The following is a 16,874-nucleotide window of genomic DNA, read 5'->3' on the forward strand; positions in this document are numbered from 1 at the left end:
AATGTGTGCATCAGCGGGCGGGTTCCTGTGGGGGTGGGGCGGCAGGCGCGAGGGTCGCCGGAAAGAGCGACAGACGCAGGCCGACGAGCGCATGCAGCGCGTCGCGCAACTGCCGCCTGGAGATCTCCGCGCTGTCTGACTGGCTGGCGAGGCCTTGCGCGGTCACACGGCCGACCGCCGCGTCGATCGACGTCTTCAGGCTTTCCGGCACGGGTTGCCGGGCGCGCCGGTCGATACACAATGCGAAGTGGGCCTCGACACCGGCGAGCACGTGGTCGATGGCGGGGGGCACATCGCCGCGCAGTCGCGGGCGCAGGCGCCGCAGATCGATCGCGTTGAAGGCGATGCGCAGATCGCGGAAACCTTCGATCGACGGGTGGCGATGGTCGTCGGTTGCGGCGAGGCGCGGGATCAGCTGCATCAGCCGGTCGAGCATGCGCGAGGCGAGATTGCGCTGATCTTCGATCGGCCGCGTCGACGCGCTCAACGCCACGTCCGCCCAGCTCGAACGCATCAGCCGCGCTGCCGCGAGTTCGGCGCCGAACGGGCGTGTCGCGCGGGTCCAGAGGAAGGCATAGAGAAGGCCGGTGAGCCCCGCGATGTTGCTGTTCAGAAAGACGAGGAAGTCGGCGTCGTAGGCGCCCTGGATACTGATGAAGGTGGCGGTGTTGACGGCCACCAGCATGGTCGCCAGATTGAACTGCGGGCGCGGGATCAACGTGCCGACGAGGATGAAGGGCCCGGCGAATATCACCACGAGCATCGGGAAGTCGTGGACGTTCGGCAGGATGACGAACAGATAGAGGCCGGCGAACACGACGCTCGCGCTCGTGGCGACGAAGAATTTGAACACCTGGGGGGCCGGCTCGTCGAGTGCGGCGAAGAAGCAGCAGGCGATGGCCGCGAGTGTGACCGCCCCGGCGCCGTCGTTCCAGCCCGAACTGATCCAGAGGCCACAAGCGAGGATGATCGCCCCGACCGCCGAGCCGGCCGAGAACAGCAGCATGCCGCGGTCGAAATAGCGCTCGGTGCCGCCGGTGCGCCAGTGCCTGAAGTGCGGCCGCCATGAACCCTCTTCACGCGTGATGATCACACGCAGCGTGCGGCAGTCCTGCCAGACATCGATGGCTTGCCGCAGGCGCCATAGCGCATTCGACAGCAGTGCGCCGTCCCAGCTCGCGATCGCCTCTCCGCGAGGGTCCAGCGCGGCGATGCGTTCGCGCAGCGCGTCGGCTATGGGGTCAGGCTGTTCCCCGGCACGTGCTTCGGGCAGCGGAGCGTCGAACCATTTGACGACGTCGGTGAGGAGTGCCTCCAGCCCGGCGGGCCGGGCCTCTTTGCGGCCGAGAAGCGCAATGAGCGGATCGGCAAGCGACGACATGATCGGCAGCAGCAGTTGCATGCGGCCGCGCAGTTCGTGGGCGCGTTTCACGATATCCGGCCGGGTGTGGTCGTAGGCGAGCTGGCTCAGCAGGAATTCGAGGCCGTTGACGGTCGCGGCGAGTCGTTGGCGGCAGGCCGAAATGGCGGCACCCGCGATGCGGCCTGACAACGTTTCCTGTGCGTAGAACGCGGCGTCGCGGAACCAGGCATCCGTGCGCTCGATGATGGAGGGTGCCAGCCGGTTCGGAAACACGGCGCCGCCCACGACGCTTGCGCACACGATGCCAAGCGTGATCTCCTGGGTACGTGTGATGGCCAGATCGAACACGCTCGCCGGATTGGTCACCGCCGGCAACGCGATCAACGGCAGCGTGTAGCCGGCTAGCAGACAGATATAGCTTTTCGCCGTGCGATCGGAGATCGCCAGATAGAGCAGCGTGCCGGTCCACAACGCGACGATCACGCTGAAAAGCCAGGGCGATTCGACAAACGGCGGCACGAAGAGCACTGCTCCCGAGGCCCCAAGCGCAGTGCCGAGCACACGATAGATCGCCTTCGAACGCGTGGCGCCGACGAACGGATTCGACACGATGTACACCGTCGCCATCGCCCAGTACGGGCGCGGCAACTGCAGCGCGAGCCCGATATAGAGCGCGATCATCGCAGCTGCGAAGGTCTTGACCGAATACAGCCAGTCGCGCAGTGAGGGATAGATCATGGGGACTCAGGCTGCATCGTTGCTGTCAGGATTTGCCGTATCCGCCAGCTGATCCGAAGCCTGAAAGGCCTTCAGCACGCGCAGCGTCGCTTCAAGGTCGGCGCGGGTCACGCCTTTCAGCACCTCCGCGCGCAACCCTACCAGTTCTTTCTCCATCTTTGCGGTGACCGCGCGGCCTTCGCCGGTGAGCGAAACGGTCTTGGCCCGGCGGTCGTCCGGGTCTTCGTCGCGACGCATGAGGCCCGCCATGCACAGCTGATCGAGCAGGCGGACGAGCGACGGCCCTTCGATGCCTACGTGTTCCGCGAGCGTGACCTGGCGCACGGCCTCGCCAAGCCGGCCGGCCGCGAGCAGCGGCGCAGCGCAGGCTTCCGAGACATTGAAGGCGGCCAGGACCCCGTGGCTGGTGCGTCGCCACTTTCGGGCGGCGACGACAAGCGTGCTGCTGACGGAGCGGCGCAGGTTGTCGAGATTCGGCATGGGCCGCATTGTATTTCGGAATACATTCGTTAGCAAACTATTGAAATGCTTGTGCGAAGTCTCCGACACGGAAGGCCGGCAAGGTCCGGAATCGCCTGCGCGTGTGTCCCGTACGGACACGGGGACACGCGCGCGTGTCACGCAGTCGTAACGGGAGGGTTTGCTTCAGTGCTGCTGCAGACGCGCGGGACCGCTCTTTGTGTAAGCGGTCCCGCGCGCTGCGTTTACCTGTGCAGAATGCTTTGTGGCGGGATGCCATCGTCGACCGGTTGGCGGGCGGCTGGAAAGCCCGGCGGATAGTCGACCACGCGCGATGCGGCGGGAACCGGTTGCGCGATAACGCCGGCATGGGTGCCGATCCTTGCGCCGCCGATGATGGCGGTCATGGCCCTTCTGTCGAGGTCGACACTTTCGGCCAGGTCCTTGATCGCGATGGTTGCCATAGCTGTTCCTGAAGGTTGAGGTCAATAACCGGTACCGCTCGACGGGCAAGCCTGTCCGACGGGCTGCAGAAGGTCCGCTCAACCAGTATAGGAAATCCGCTTCCAGAGCGCAGCTAATTGCGATGCTGGCGGTGAGAGCCGTTACGGTCTCGCGCCGCCGCCTGTTCTATTTCATGATGATGTTGTTGTTGTTCTCCACCTTCGGGCTGATTGTCGTGTTGACATTGCTCAGGAAGGCCGAGTTGTCGCCGGTGGCGGCCTGGATTTCGAGCAGCGTGTTGTTCGACTGGCTGGCCGCGACGTACTTGCTGAAGTCGAACGAGACAGGCGCATAGTTGAAGTAGCTGTACGACGGGTAGGGCACCGAGCCGCCGCGCACAGCTGTCATCGCCCTGCTGTCGAGCTGTTCGGTGAGGGGCAGGTCCTTGATCATCAGCGTGTTCATTTCAGTCTCCGTGGAGGACATCAGGTCTTGCGGTGGTTTCGTGAATCATGTCTGTCCGGATGTCGCTGATGCACAGGCCATGCCAGCCTTTTCGGTGTGCTGCTCTTAAAACGCGGGGAGGCTGATACGTATAGGTTATGGGCGCTGTCGTGCCACGTCGCGGCGAAACGTCTGGCAGGATCGCACACCGCTGATGGTGGCTCGCAGCCAACAACCTGCCGCACCCTGTTGGCCACCTTGCAACACCCGCCCTGCCCATGTGCCGCGGGCCTATCCTGGTTTGCGAAAGGAGCAGGTGCGGGCTAGTATCGAAATAGGGCACATGTAACTGGTTACGACAGCGATTCCCCCGGTTTTCCGGTCACCACGGAGCTGCTTTGCTTCGCACAAATGGCTAGCCTTGCGCATGTGATTCGCGATTTCCAGAATGGCGGGCTGTCGCGCGACGAATTCGTCGCCCAGCTCGACAGCACGCTGACGACAGAAGGTCTCAGTTCTGCACGCCTGCTGGAAATCCTTGGCGAAGCGCACACACGTATGCCGTTGCCTTCCGAGCTCTATGCGGAAGTGCGCCGCAGGATCGAGCAGCTACCGGTGTCGAATCTCGCGGCCGGCGGCGAGGAAACCCGTGTGCTGACGGCGACGGAACAAACGCCGTCGCTGACTTCCGGCATCGCTGCGCCGCCGCCCGGACTGGATCAGATCAAGGGCACCGGCGACACACTGAACAATCGTTTCGTGCTGGAAGAATGCCTGGGTGTCGGCGGGATGGGCACCGTCTACAAGGCGCTCGACCTGCGCAAGCTGGAAGCATCTGACCGCAAGCCTTACCTGGCGATCAAGGTCCTCAATGTGCAGTTTCGCGGCAACCCGAAATCGCTGATCGCGCTGCAACGCGAAGCGAGGAAGGCGCAGGTGCTCGCGCACCGGAACATCGTCACCGTGTACGACTTCGATCGCGACGGCGCGATCGTCTACCTGACGATGGAATATCTGTCGGGCAAGGCGTTGAGCCAGATCCTGCGCAGCCAGGACTTCAAGGGCATGCCGCTACGCGCCGCGCAGCCGATCGTACGCGGCATGTGCGGCGCGCTCGCCTACGCGCATGAGCGTGGCTTCGTGCATTGCGACTTCAAGCCTGCCAACGTGTTTCTCACCGATACCGGCGAAGTCAAGGTGATCGATTTCGGCATCGCACGCGTCTTCCAGCGGCCGGAAGAGGAGAGCGACGCGACGGTATTCGACCCGGGCAGTCTCGGCGCGCTGACCCCCGCTTATGCCAGTCCGGAGATGCTCGAGCATCGCGAACCCGACCCACGTGACGACATCTACGCGCTCGGCTGCATCACCTACGAACTGCTGACCGGGCGGCATCCGTTCGACCGGCAGTCGGCCACCCAGGCGCGCGCCACGGGCCGCATGCCGGAGCGGCCGGAGGGTCTCGGCACGCGTCAGTGGCGGGCACTGCGCTCGGCACTGTCGTTCGACCGCAATACCCGCATGCCAACGGTTGCGCGTTTTCTCGAAGAATTCTGCGCGGAGGAGCGCCCGGCGAAAAAGACGGCGCCGCGTGTGAAGCGCGGCACGCTCGTGAAGGCGGGCGTGGCAGGGCTTGCCGTGCTGTGTGCGGCGGGTGTGGGCGTTTATGTGCATCACCGGGCGGCGCCGGGCGAAAATGGCGTGACGGCTCCGTCGTCGATGGCTTCGGGCGCGTCTGTTCCTGCTTCCGATGTTCAGGTCGCCTCCGCGGCGCCCGAGGCGCTTTCGGCGTCGGCCCCGGCATCGGCCGCACCTGGAGTCGAGGCGGCGCGGCCAGCACCGCCGTCCGCGCCGCCGGCCGTCCAGCCCCCTGCGCCGCCGACGCTGTCGCTGGCGGCGGTCACGCCGCTGCTGGCGCAGGTGCCGTGTTCGGCACTGGTGGCCGACGTGCAGGGTCACGCATTGAAGGTGCGGGGATTCGTTGCGCAGCGGTACGGCGCGACGCGTCTGAAGAATGACCTGAGCGCACTGCCCGGTGTCGAGTCACTGAATCTTGACGTCGAGCAGATCGCCGACGACAAGTGCGATGCGATCAAAACGTTCGCACCGTACTGGACACGCAACTGGCAGGCCGGCCGCATCGCGGCGCTGCATGTGCGCCCGCCCGATGCGCAATTGACCGAAGGCGATTCGCTGGTCGTCGACGTGACGACACCCGGCTTCGATTCCTACGTCAATCTCGACTACTACGTGCTGGACGGCAGCGTCGTGCATATGGTGCCGGGCCCGCGGGCGAAGGACAACCAGGCTCCGCCGCACTATGCCGCGACGATCGGCAGCGCGGGCGACTGGACCATCTCGAAGCCGTTCGGAACGGAGATGGTCGTGCTGCTCATCACGCCCGCGCCGCTCTTCGACAGTCTGCGGCCCGAGAGCGAATCGCGTGCCGACTATCTGCATGCGCTCGAAACGCGCCTGGGTCAGATCGCCAGCAAGTATGGGCAGGACCGCATCGTTGCCGATATTGCGCTGATCACGACGAAGGCGCGCGCGCATTGAGCGTCGGGCGCCGTCGTCCGCTACCTCAGGCGCGTGACGACGCAGACGGGATTTCACTTCAGGTCCCTGACGACCCTGAAGCCATTCTGCGACTGGCGCACGGTCGCGCTGTACTTGAAGCGCGTCGAGGTGAGCATGTAGTTCGCGCCTTCGCGCCAGGAACCGCCACGGATCACGCGCATGTCGCAGCCTGGGCTGTCCCACGTGCGGCCGTCGGCGGGGGCGTTCTGGTACGAGTTGTGCCAGCAATCGCTGACCCATTCCCATACGCCGCCGTTCATGCCGTACAGCCCCCAGGGATTCGGCGCGAAAGCATCGACATTTTCCGGGCCTTCGGTGTGCCAGGGGTCGCCGCAATCCTTGCAGTTCGCGCTGCCCTTGCGCATCTGGTCGCCCCACCAGTATTTCGTCGTCGTGCCACCTTTGTCCGCGTACTCCCATTCCGCCTCGGTGGGGAGGCGATAGGGCTTGCCGGTGACCTTGACCAGCCACTTGACGTACTGCTGCGCGTCGTCCCAGCTCAGATCGCGGGCGGGTGCATTCCTTGTCGTACTGTTCTCGCTGGAAAGCCGCGTGCAGGCTTTCGCATCGACGCAGGCGTCCCATTGTTCGACCGTCACCGGGTATTTGCCGATCGCGAAGGGCGCGCCGATCGTGACGCGATGCACCGGTTTTTCTGACGGATCATCGGTGCTGCTGCCCATCATGAACGAGCCCGCTGGCAATGCCACCATCACGGGGCAGGCCGCGCAGTCCTTGCTTTCGCTCGTGCCGGAGGCGTTGTTGACTGCTTTGGACTGAGGCGACGCGGGAGCCACCGGCGCCGCTCCTGCCGCAGACGGGGCCGGGGCCGGAGCGGGTGCCGGCGCAGGCGTAATCGCCCGTGGATGCTCCTGTGGCGGCGCGCCGGCAGATGCCGCCTGCGGCGCTTGCGGTGCTTGCGTTCCGGCGGCTGGCGTTTGCGGCGCGGACGCTCGCAGCCGTTCGATGCGCGCGCGCGCAAGCGGCGCGAAGCGGCCGTTCGGATAAGCCTTCAGATAGGCCTCGTAGTCACTCGGATAGGTGCTGTTCTTGATCGAATCCCAGAACGTGATCTCGTATTGCTCGCTGCTGTCCTTTGGCAGTATCCCGCGACTATGCAGCGTGACGACCGCTTCGTCCGCGTCCATGTCGGTCGATCGGGCGTCAGCCAGCAAGGGCGCATCGACCCGGCCGGAACCAGGCAGTGCGTCGTCGGAAAGCGATGACGCAACCCAGGGCCTCTGTTCGCCGTGCGTGAGCTCGCGAACGTCAGCCGCGACACGCCGCAGCATCGTCGCGAGGTCGGCCGGCGGCGCGGCCGCGAGCGTACGCAGCAGCGCACCCGTGTATATCCCATGGCGCTTGCCGTCTGCGGCAGATCCGCCCGGGGCAGCCGCGTAGGCAATCATCGTCCGGTCCGGGAGTGCGACGGGGAACGGCGTCGCACCGGCGGCCTGGAACGGGTCGTTCAGGCACGTATCGAGTATCACCAGATTGAGCTTGTCGGGACGTGGCGCCGACATCGCGCGAAGCACGCTCGACAGTCCCACGCCGCTCTCCAGAAGAGGCGCGGGCGAACCCACATCGACGCCTGCCGGGACGAGCACTGCGTCGTTGGCCGCCTCGAAGCCGTGCCCCGCGAAGTAGAAGACGCCTGTGCCGCCCGCGCGCAGGCGCCGGCCGAAATCGGCGAGCGCCTGTTTCATCTGCTGCGGCGTTGCATTCGTGCGGAGGATCACGTCGAAGCCAAGCGCGCCGAGCGCGTCGCTCATGCTGCGGGCGTCGTGCGCCGCGTTGGGGAGCGCGCCGCCCGGATAGTCGTCGTTGCCGATCACGAGCGCGACACGCGGGTTGTCCGCGTGGGCGGACGGTGCTGTGACCCGGGCAGTCGAAGCCACGCTTCGGGGGGCTGGCTGTGCCTCGACGCCGAGCCACGGCGCGAGGATTGCCCCGGCCATGCACACGAGCAGGAGTTTTCGCCACATATTCAAATCCTGTTTTGGTATGGATCGAACATCGGTATCCGTCGACGGGCAAGCCGCTGTCGGTCACTGCCATGCGCGCGGCGAATCTCCGCGCAATCTGCATGCAGCGCCTCGAGGTCGTCATCAACAACGATAGCACGCAGTCAAGGCGTCAGAACGAGAACGAGAGTGGCGTATCTTTTTGGCAAGTTCCGTCCTAAGCTAAAGCACAAAGAACACAGCACTGATCGGGGTCTTTTACCGGTCGTTCCGACACGCACGTGTGCACACACCCGCCGCGAAGGGGTGGGAAGGCTCTTTGCACGAAAGGGGCGACCCGGACAATTCTTCGGGAGAATGTGCAATGCAAAGAACAACAATGCGCTGCAGCCTGGCCGCTCGCGTGGGTCCTGCTGGCGCCACTGCAGTTACCACTGTAGTTACCGCTTTAGTCACCTCCGTAGTCACCACGATCGTTGCCGCGGTTCTCGCCACCCTGGTATGGGGTACGGCGCTGGCGGCCCCGCCAAGAACCCCGTCTCCGCCAAACGCGGAGGAATACATCATCTGGCCGGCTGACGGCACGGTGATCCATGGCGGCAAGCTGTGGGTGCGCATGGGACTTCGCAACATGGGCGTCTGCCCTAAAGGCGTCGACTTCCCGAAAACCGGGCACCACCACCTGCTGATCGACACCGATCTGCCGCCGCTCGATCAGGAAATTCCATCGGATCGCAATCACCTGCATTTCGGCGCAGGCGAGACCGACGCGCGCATCGAACTGCCGCCTGGCAAGCACACGCTGCAGCTTCTGCTGGGCGACCAGAACCACGTGCCGCACGATCCGCCGGTGTATTCGAAGAAGATCACCATCATCGTCAAAGCCAATTGACCCGCTTCGGTCTGTCAGGACGGGGAGCACACTCCATGCACAAGATTATCGTCGCCGCGGCGCTGGCCGCTCTGGCCTTTCTGAACTTCGCCTATGCGGGCACCACGCCGTCGCCCCCCGGCGCATACGCGTATATCGGCTATCCGAACGATGGCCAGGTGGTTCCGGCCAACAAGCCGTTTCGCGTCTGGTTCGGGCTGCGCTACATGGGTGTCGCGCCCAAGGGCGTGAAGTTTCCGAATACCGGACACCACCATCTGCTGATCGACACCGACCTGCCGCCGATGGACCAGGAAATTCCCTCGGACCGCAACCATCTGCACTTTGGCGCGGGCGAAACGGAAACGACGATCGAACTGCCGCCCGGCAAGCACACGCTGCAGCTGCTGATGGGTGACGACAAGCACATCCCGCACAACCCGCCGGTCTATTCGAAGAAGATCACCGTCATCGCGAAGTGAGCGGGTAGATACCGGCTCATAGACCTGACCTGCAGTCAGGCGACCCTTCAATACATCTTCTCTCGTGTAGCTGCCTCGCCTTGCGCGACACTCGTGCAGCTCGCGCGAAAGCGACTGTCTTCTCCAACCCAACACCCTCGTGCGCGCTGTCTGGCACAGCCCGTCACCGACGCACGGGGCGCATCTTCCAGGGCGCTGCCCGGGCTTCATCGGTGCGTGGCGAGTTTCCCTGTTTTCAAGCCTCGGCGCGGTTTCTCCGGTGTCCGGCGTGCGCCTGGCACAGGCTATGCGTGAGTAACCTCCGGGCAGACAGCATTCTCGAATCCGAACGCAAGACCTGACCTTCCTTTCAGGAGAACCGGGATGAACACCCTGACGATCAAAGACCTCCACGTGACCGAAGAACTCGACATCAACAAGATGCGCGCCGTACGCGGTGGCCTCATGCCGATCCCGTCGAACAACTTCGTGAACATCACGCCGATCAGCCTCGACACCAGCAAGAACGTCTTCGCCACGCAGTCCAACGGCACCGGCCTCGACACGCTGATTTCCACCGGCAACGGCTCGGCGTTCCTGACCGACATCTACACGAAGTCGAATCCGTACGTGGATAACGGCAACAGCATCGCGCTTTAACAAGGATCGTTGCGGGGAGACCACCGCTCAGGCCTCGATGCCCCGGCGGACCGCAGCCCGAAGATAACCCCGGCGCCGGACGACTACAGCACTGCGTCGTCCGGTAACCGTAAAAAGCAACCCGTAGCCAATCGTTCTTTCCACACGCCCCGCATCACGCACAAACACCCGCGCCCCCTTTTGCGCCGGTCTCGATGGAGATGCCGGACAGGACATGCTTTACTTGAAGGGCGCATTACCGACATGCGGTGCAGCAGGGATTTACCGGAGAAAATCGTGTCAGCCTCGCTTCTTTCGATCGTCCGTCATGGCTGGCGCCTTGCGTCGGCGAACCGCTTCGCGATGGACGGCGTGGACAGTGTGGAGAGCGTGGGCCATCGTCATGCCGCAACGCGCGCGCTTGCCGCGGCGATGTTGTGCACATTCGTTCTCTGCGCCTGCGACGTCAGCATGCCGGCCTACAAGCGTCCTGACACGCCTGCCAAGGCGGGTTGGTCCGACAAAAGCGGCTCCGCCATTTCCGCCGCCGATACGATCGACCCGCAGTGGTGGAAGGGCTTTCACGACCCGTATCTGGATACGCTGATCGCAAAGGCGATCACCGGCAACTTCGACATCAAGGTGCTGGCTGCCCGCATCGACGTCGCCGGGGCGCAGATCGGCGAGGCACAGGCCGGCGCGCTGCCGACCATGGACGTCGGCGCCGGCGCCAATTTCCAGAAGACCAACGGCGCGCCGTTCCTGAAGCAGTACAACGTGGCCACCCAGGTCAACTGGGACATCGACATCTGGGGCAAGGTCGAGAAGGGCGTGCAGGCGCAGAAGGCCGAATACCACGCCACCGAGGCGGACTGGCGCGCAGGCTATCTCGAACTCGTGGCGACGGTAGCGACCACCTATTTCCAGATCCTGCAGTTCGACGACCAGATCGAGCAGCAACAGAAAACCCTCGCCACCAACAGACAGATCCTCGCGATCTACGACGGTCAGAACCGCAATGGCCTGATCCCGAAGACCCAGGTGATGCGGCAGCAGGCAGAAATCAATCGTCTGACCAACGAGTTGCTGGAACTGCGCCGCTCGCGCGACGTGGCGAACAATGCGCTGTCGACGCTGATCGGCGTGCCCGCCGGCGAGTTCACGCTGCCCGCCGGTCATCTGCAGCAACGCGTGCAACAGCCGCCGGTGCCGGCTGGCCTGCCTGCGCAACTGCTGTCGCGGCGTCCGGACGTCGTCGCGTCAGAACTGAGGGTGCTGGAAGCGTACAACCTCGTCGGCGAGGCGAAGCTTGCGCAGCTCCCGTCGATCAGCCTGACCGGTCACGCCGGCACCGCCAGTTTCGCGCTGACCGATCTGCTCAAATCGTTCACGTATGGCTTCATGCCGAGCATCAACCTTCCGATCTTCGACCCCAGCGTGCGCGCGCACATCAAAACGACCCAGGCGCAAAGCACGGTCGCTGAGCAACAGTATCGAACCACCGTGATGGGTGCGTTCGAAGAAGTGGAGAACGCGCTCGTCAACCTGAACGCGCACAAACTGCAGCGCGTGGAACTGCAGCAGGAGGTCTCGCGCCTGCGCATGGTGGCCGACCAGATCGAATCGCAACTGCGTGAAGGCCTGGTGTCGCAGCTCGAAGTGTTCGAGACGGAACGCACGCTGCTGCAGGCGCAGCAGGACCTGCTCACCAATCATCAGCAGATTCTGTCCGATACCGTGCTGCTCTATAAGGCGCTGGGCGGCGGCTGGCCGTCCGTCGACGTGCAGGCCGAAGTAAAGGAGCACTGAGTTCACGCGCTGCCGCCAGCCTCGCAGGATGCGCGGCAGCATCACCCGTACCTGACAATTGACTACCGCCATGTGTGACTTACAATCCTTAAGTGACCGCCGGACTGGTGGTTCATTCGAACAGTGCTTGCCCGCCGCGATTCCCTCCAGCATTCCTCTGATGCTTTCGCAGCAGCGGGTAAACGATTAGTGATCCAGACAAATGACTCCCGGCGAAGCTTCGATTGCGGAGATGCGAACGACACTGGACCCGGAGTTCGATGTCGTACTGTCGCCGGTGTCGCACCCGGCGCTCGGTGCGATACGGATCATCGACAGCCTGTTTGCGATCGGGCGCATTGAAGCGCCGTTCGCGGACTATCCGCACGAGCTGCTCACGCGGCTCTCGCGCCGCCATGCGCGCATTTTCACGGAGCATGGCGCCGTCTACGTCGCGGACCTCGACAGCAAGAACGGTACGACACTTAACGGCAAGAGCGTGCGTCAGACGCCCAGTCGTGTGCGCGCCGGCGATGAACTCTGTTTTGGCGGCGAACTGAAATACCGGGTCGGCGTCGAGCCGCGTGCGCGCATCGTCGCGGCGGCCCAGACCGCGCCGCACGTCGCGCTCGTGCTCGTGCCGCAGCGCGACGATCTCGGCCTCCAGCCCATCGATCTACGGGCGTTTCCGTTTCTGGTCAGCAAGACCGACGAGATTTTCGCGCGCTACAAGGATCGCTATCCGCACCAGGTCAATTACATCTCGCGACGCCATGCGCATATCTTCCTCAAGGCGGGTGACCTGTATGTGGAGGACCTGGGCAGCACGAACGGTACCTTCGTCGACGGAAAGCGGCTCGACGAGACGGCCCATGCGCTCTCGGAAGGCGACGTCGTTGCATTCGGCAGCGACCATTTCGTCTACAGGGTGGAACTGCAGAACGAGCGCGAATTTGAGCCGACCGTGACCCAGATGATTTCAACGCCGCCGATCGACGACTTCGACGCCGACAAGACTACGTTTGTCGGCGCCGCGCATTCGTTCCTCGACATTTTCTGCGTCGACCGGGCGCTGCAGCGCGAGGACGAAGTCAACGAGGCGGCGCAGCCGGCCGCACAGGCCGCCGGACGCAACGCGCAAGCCGATCGCCCGGACCCTGCCAACCGCGCGGGCAGCCGCATGAGCCGCACGCAGCGCCGGTGGCGCCTGCTCTTCGGCGAACTCACGCGCGCCTTCTCCGGCGGCGAGCGCACCACGGTTCCGCGAACGGCATGGTGGGGGCTCGCGGGCGTCGCGCTGCTGGTCGTGGTCGCCGTGACGATGTATATGCGGAACTCGTCCGAGCGCGAACTGAAGAATCTGCTGGCAACCGGCGACTATGGCCGGGCGGTCGCCGTCGCGAACGACTATCTGGGCCGTCATCCGGCTGACACGCACATCAGGGCGCTCGCCAGCGAAGCATTGCTGAAGGCGAAGGTGCCAGGCTGGCTCGCCGCGCTGCAGGCGCGCGAATTCGACCGCGCCGACGCGTTGATCGCCCAGATGAAAGCGTTGAGCCTGCCGAACGCCGACGCTGCATCACTCGTCGGCGAATTGCGGTGGGTGGGGGATCTGGAGCGCTTCTTCGTTGGCCGGGGAGGGGTGGATGCGCCGATCCGGATCTATGCGGACGAGGACCGGATCAACAGCCTCCTGAAGCGCTGGGAGGACGACGCGAAGAGCCACCAGCGCGCGCTCGACCGGATCGCGTCGTACGTGCCCGAGTTTGTCGAGCCGTACGCGCTGGCCATGAGCCATCTGCGCAAGCTCGAGAGCGACGATTCGGTGTACGTCGCCGCGATCGACCGGCTCAATGCCACCATCGACACCGAACTGGGACGGGATAAACCCGATGCGCTGCCCGCCGTGCTCGACGACTACGCGCAGCGCTATCCGCGCCTCGCCGGTCTCGATCGGGTGCGCGAAGACCTGCGGCAGTACACGGCCGTACTGAACGAAGCGACCGCTCGCCGGCTTGTGCCGCTCTTGGCGTTGCTCAGGAAAGTGCGCTTCACGACGCCACCGTTCCAGGCTCACTTTCAGCAACTGGCCGCCACCCGCCTGCCTTCGGCGGATGTGATCGCCCGCCACGACGCAGCGTCGGCTGCCTGGCAGCGCGGCGACGGCCAGACGGCGCTGGCGGATCTGCAGGCGATACCTGCGGGTCCGTGGTCCGATGTGCTTGCCGCCGAACAGGCGCACAAGAAAGCCCTCTTCGACCAGTTCAGCGACCTGCAGAAGACCCGCGGCACGAAGGACTACGACGAACGGCTCCTGTCGTTCTACGCAGGACTCGATCCTGCGCAAGACGCCTGGTTCGTGCGTGCCATCCAGTCTGACGTCGCCGCGCTGCGCGACAAGGCGCTCTCGCGTGCGCAGGATCTGCTCGCGCGCGCGCAGGGCCTGTGGCGCCAGTATCGGGCGAATGGCGCGATCGGCGGCACGCAGCGGCTCGAGTCGGGCATCTCCGAGGGGTTCCGCAGCCAGGCGCGGCTCCTGACCGACGCGCAGACGCTCGCGCATCAGGGCATGCGCATCTACACGCAGCTCAGGGCAGACCACGCGTCCGACTGGGACCAACTGGTCGACGACGTCGACGCCGAAGCAGAACTGCAACGCCGCTCGCTGGAGGAATTGCGCATGGTCCTCGAACCTGCGCTGCTGAAGTCGAAGCTGGCACTCATCGGAGGCAACAGCGGTGAAGCGCGACAATCACCTTAAGCCGCTGTCCGAAGCGCTGGAAGATCACAGCGCGGAAGGCATCGCGATCCTCACCGCCGAGCCGGTCCGGATGGCGTATGCCCTCGTGCTGACGATGGTGGCGCTGGTCGTGGCCGGACTGCTGTGGTCGTTCATCGGCCGCGCGGATGTGATCGTGAGCGCGCAGGGCACGCTCGCGCCGGAGTCGGACGTGCGGCGTATCTATGCGCCCATCGACGGGGAACTGGCGGACCTCTATATCGCCGAAGGCCAGCCGGTGTCGAAAGGCGACGTGCTCGCGAGACTGAACGCGCGGGGTGCGATCGAAGCGGCAACCAACGCGCTGCAGGCGCAGTTGAAGCTCGACGACGCCGAGCGCGAATGGAAGCAGTTTCCGGAGCAGAAGGCGCTGATGGAACGCAAGGCGGCGGCATTGAAGGAACAGATCGAGGTCGAATCGAAGCTGCACGAGAACCGCATTTCCGAGGGCACGACGAAGCTCGCCGAAGGGCAGAAGGCCGAACTGGAGCAGGCGCGCAGCGAACTCGAGAACGCCCGCCGGCTGCGCGACGCGGCACGTCAGGAACTCGACAGCTACTCACGTCTCTTCGCGCAGCCGGGTGGCGGCGGTGTCGCAGAACTGCAGGTCGAAGCGAAGAAAACCGCGTATCTGCAGGCGGACAATGCGTACCGCGTCGCGCAGTCGAAACTCGCGGAACTGGATTTCCGCCTGAGTCACGAATATGCGCAGGCGAATGCGCAGCTCGAAACCAGCGGCCAGCAAGCCACCAATCTGCAGATCCAGTACGACGCGGCCATGCGCGAGATCGCGAACGCCGAAGACAAGCTGCGCCTGCAGGTTCAGACCGCGCGGCTGGTGGCCGACGCCGCCGCGCGCATCCGCTTCGAGAACATCGACAAGGACAATTTCCTGCTGATTCTCGCACCGGCTTCAGGCGTCGTGACCGACGTGACGACCACGCAGCCCGGCGACAAGATCCAGGCCAACGCGCCGCTCGGCGGCATCGCGCCGAAAGATGCGCGTCCTGTGCTGAAGATCGAGATCGCCGAGCGCGATCGCGCGTTCCTGCACGAAGGCCTGCCCGTGAAGATGAAGTTCAGCGCGTTCCCCTACCAGCGCTATGGGCTCATCAGCGGCACGCTCGCCTATATTTCGCCCGCGACCAAGCCGTCTGTGCAGGACAAGCAGCCAGTCTACGAAGGGCGCGTCACGCTTGAGCGCAACTACTACCAGATCGCCGAAAACAGGTATCCGTTGCGATACGGGATGACGGCGAGCGCGGAGATCGTCGTGCGCGAGCGGCGCCTGATCGATCTGGGTCTCGACCCGTTCAGGCAACTCGCCGGATGAGCGGCGCGCCGATGCAATGCAACGCCAGGTCGTGCGATGTGATGGAGCGAACCGAATCGAACCGGAACCGAACCGGAACCGAACCGCGAGGCCGCACGCGCATGGAAGCCCCGGCGTGCGGGCCGGAGAATGCCAACCAGAGGAGCGGATGAGATGACCGCGATTGTACGAATCGATGAAGAAGTCGTGGACGTCGCCGAATTCATACGTCTACTGAAACTGACGGGACAGTTCGAGAGCCTGATCGAGCAACTGGTGCGCGACAAGCTCACCGTGCACGCCGCGAAGAAGCAGGGCATCACCGTATCGGCGGATGAGATCCAGGAACGCGCGGATCAGTTTCGCCGGGTGCGTGGGCTGCACCGCGCTACCGATATGAACCAGTACCTGGATGCGCTCGGTGTGAGTCTGGACGAATTCGAGGCGTTCATCACGGACGGCCTGTATCAGGAACGCATGCTCGACAGGGTGAGCAACCAGGCGGCGATCGAGGAGTACTTCTCGCTGAACTCGCCGAAGTTCGACGCAATCGAGGTCAGCCACATCGTGCTCGACAGCGAGGGCAAGGCGAAAGAAATGATCTCGTACCTGCACGACGATCCGGAGAGCTTCGCCGACATGGCGCGCGAACATTCGATCGCGGATACGCGCGAGTCGGGCGGCGTGATCGGCAAGGTGCTGCGCGGCTCGCTCAAGGCGGACATCGAGGCGAAGATCTTCAATGCGGCGGTCGGCGATCTGCTTGGGCCGTTTCCGTCGCCGGACCGTTCCTGCTATGAGATTTTCGCGGTCACGGCCAAATATCCGGCGAAGCTCGACGAAGATGTCGCCGCCGAAGTGAAGCGTTTGTTGCGCGAGGGATGGCTGATCGCGCGCGCACAGGAGCATGTCATCGAGGCCCGCTAGCGTGAACAGGCCCTGGGCAGGCTGAAACAATCCACGGCTCCTGGGCCCGTGCAGGCTCAGGACGCACGACGCACAGCACGCGCCAACGTCGAGGTTCGCAAGCAC

At 64.4% G+C, this 16,874-nt stretch carries 13 protein-coding genes; 8 read left to right on the forward strand and 5 right to left on the reverse strand.

The features are described 5' to 3' along the window. Window positions 1-10 precede the first annotated feature (10 nt). From P3T23_RS30650 to P3T23_RS30665, 4 genes are all read right to left on the reverse strand, one after another. Window positions 11-2,101, reverse strand: a complete 2,091-nt coding sequence (locus P3T23_RS30650; protein WP_429319837.1) for an FUSC family protein — start codon at window positions 2,099-2,101, stop codon at window positions 11-13. A gap of 6 nt (window positions 2,102-2,107) precedes the next feature. Next, window positions 2,108-2,581, reverse strand: coding sequence for a MarR family transcriptional regulator (locus tag P3T23_RS30655; RefSeq protein WP_429319838.1), 474 nt, complete (start codon window positions 2,579-2,581; stop codon window positions 2,108-2,110). A 224-nt stretch (window positions 2,582-2,805) separates the two neighbouring features. Further along, window positions 2,806-3,024, reverse strand: a complete 219-nt coding sequence (locus tag P3T23_RS30660; RefSeq protein WP_429319839.1) for a hypothetical protein — start codon at window positions 3,022-3,024, stop codon at window positions 2,806-2,808. A 166-nt stretch (window positions 3,025-3,190) separates the two neighbouring features. Beyond that, on the reverse strand, window positions 3,191-3,469 hold the full coding sequence (locus P3T23_RS30665; protein ID WP_429319840.1) for a hypothetical protein: 279 nt from the start codon (window positions 3,467-3,469) through the stop codon (window positions 3,191-3,193). Between the two features lie 390 nt (window positions 3,470-3,859). On the opposite strand from P3T23_RS30665, the gene P3T23_RS30670 reads away from it, so the two are divergent. Continuing rightward, a complete protein-coding gene (locus P3T23_RS30670) occupies window positions 3,860-6,007 on the forward strand; it encodes a protein kinase domain-containing protein (RefSeq protein ID WP_429319841.1) in 2,148 nt (715 codons plus the stop codon). A 53-nt stretch (window positions 6,008-6,060) separates the two neighbouring features. Here the strand turns inward: P3T23_RS30670 and P3T23_RS30675 are convergent, their stop codons facing one another. Further along, window positions 6,061-8,013, reverse strand: coding sequence for an SUMF1/EgtB/PvdO family nonheme iron enzyme (locus P3T23_RS30675; protein ID WP_429319842.1), 1,953 nt, complete (start codon window positions 8,011-8,013; stop codon window positions 6,061-6,063). Between the two features lie 343 nt (window positions 8,014-8,356). Between P3T23_RS30675 and P3T23_RS30680 the strand changes: the two genes are divergently transcribed. The 7 genes from P3T23_RS30680 to P3T23_RS30710 all read left to right on the forward strand — a co-directional run bounded on the left by P3T23_RS30680 (window position 8,357) and on the right by P3T23_RS30710 (window position 16,769). Next, on the forward strand, window positions 8,357-8,884 hold the full coding sequence (locus tag P3T23_RS30680; protein ID WP_429319843.1) for a DUF4399 domain-containing protein: 528 nt from the start codon (window positions 8,357-8,359) through the stop codon (window positions 8,882-8,884). A 35-nt stretch (window positions 8,885-8,919) separates the two neighbouring features. Further along, the gene (locus tag P3T23_RS30685; RefSeq protein ID WP_429319844.1) at window positions 8,920-9,345 is read left to right on the forward strand and encodes a DUF4399 domain-containing protein; all 426 of its coding nucleotides are present in this window, start codon (window positions 8,920-8,922) and stop codon (window positions 9,343-9,345) included. Between the two features lie 363 nt (window positions 9,346-9,708). Then, window positions 9,709-9,984 (forward strand): hypothetical protein, encoded by a 276-nt coding sequence (locus tag P3T23_RS30690; RefSeq protein WP_429319845.1) that lies wholly within the window; start codon window positions 9,709-9,711, stop codon window positions 9,982-9,984. Window positions 9,985-10,395: 411 nt separating this feature from the next. Beyond that, window positions 10,396-11,772, forward strand: coding sequence for an efflux transporter outer membrane subunit (locus P3T23_RS30695; protein WP_429319887.1), 1,377 nt, complete (start codon window positions 10,396-10,398; stop codon window positions 11,770-11,772). A 202-nt stretch (window positions 11,773-11,974) separates the two neighbouring features. Beyond that, a complete protein-coding gene (locus P3T23_RS30700) occupies window positions 11,975-14,512 on the forward strand; it encodes an FHA domain-containing protein (protein ID WP_429319846.1) in 2,538 nt (845 codons plus the stop codon). Continuing rightward, window positions 14,490-15,863, forward strand: coding sequence for an HlyD family efflux transporter periplasmic adaptor subunit (locus P3T23_RS30705; RefSeq protein ID WP_429319847.1), 1,374 nt, complete (start codon window positions 14,490-14,492; stop codon window positions 15,861-15,863). The genes P3T23_RS30700 and P3T23_RS30705 overlap by 23 nt, the downstream gene beginning before the upstream one ends. Window positions 15,864-16,016: 153 nt before the next feature. Beyond that, entirely contained in the window at window positions 16,017-16,769 is a 753-nt protein-coding gene (locus P3T23_RS30710) for a peptidylprolyl isomerase (protein ID WP_429319848.1), read from the forward strand. Window positions 16,770-16,874: the final 105 nt, after the last annotated feature.

This window comes from Paraburkholderia sp. GAS448 (assembly GCF_050435685.1).
Taxonomy (GTDB): Bacteria; Pseudomonadota; Gammaproteobacteria; order Burkholderiales; family Burkholderiaceae; genus Paraburkholderia.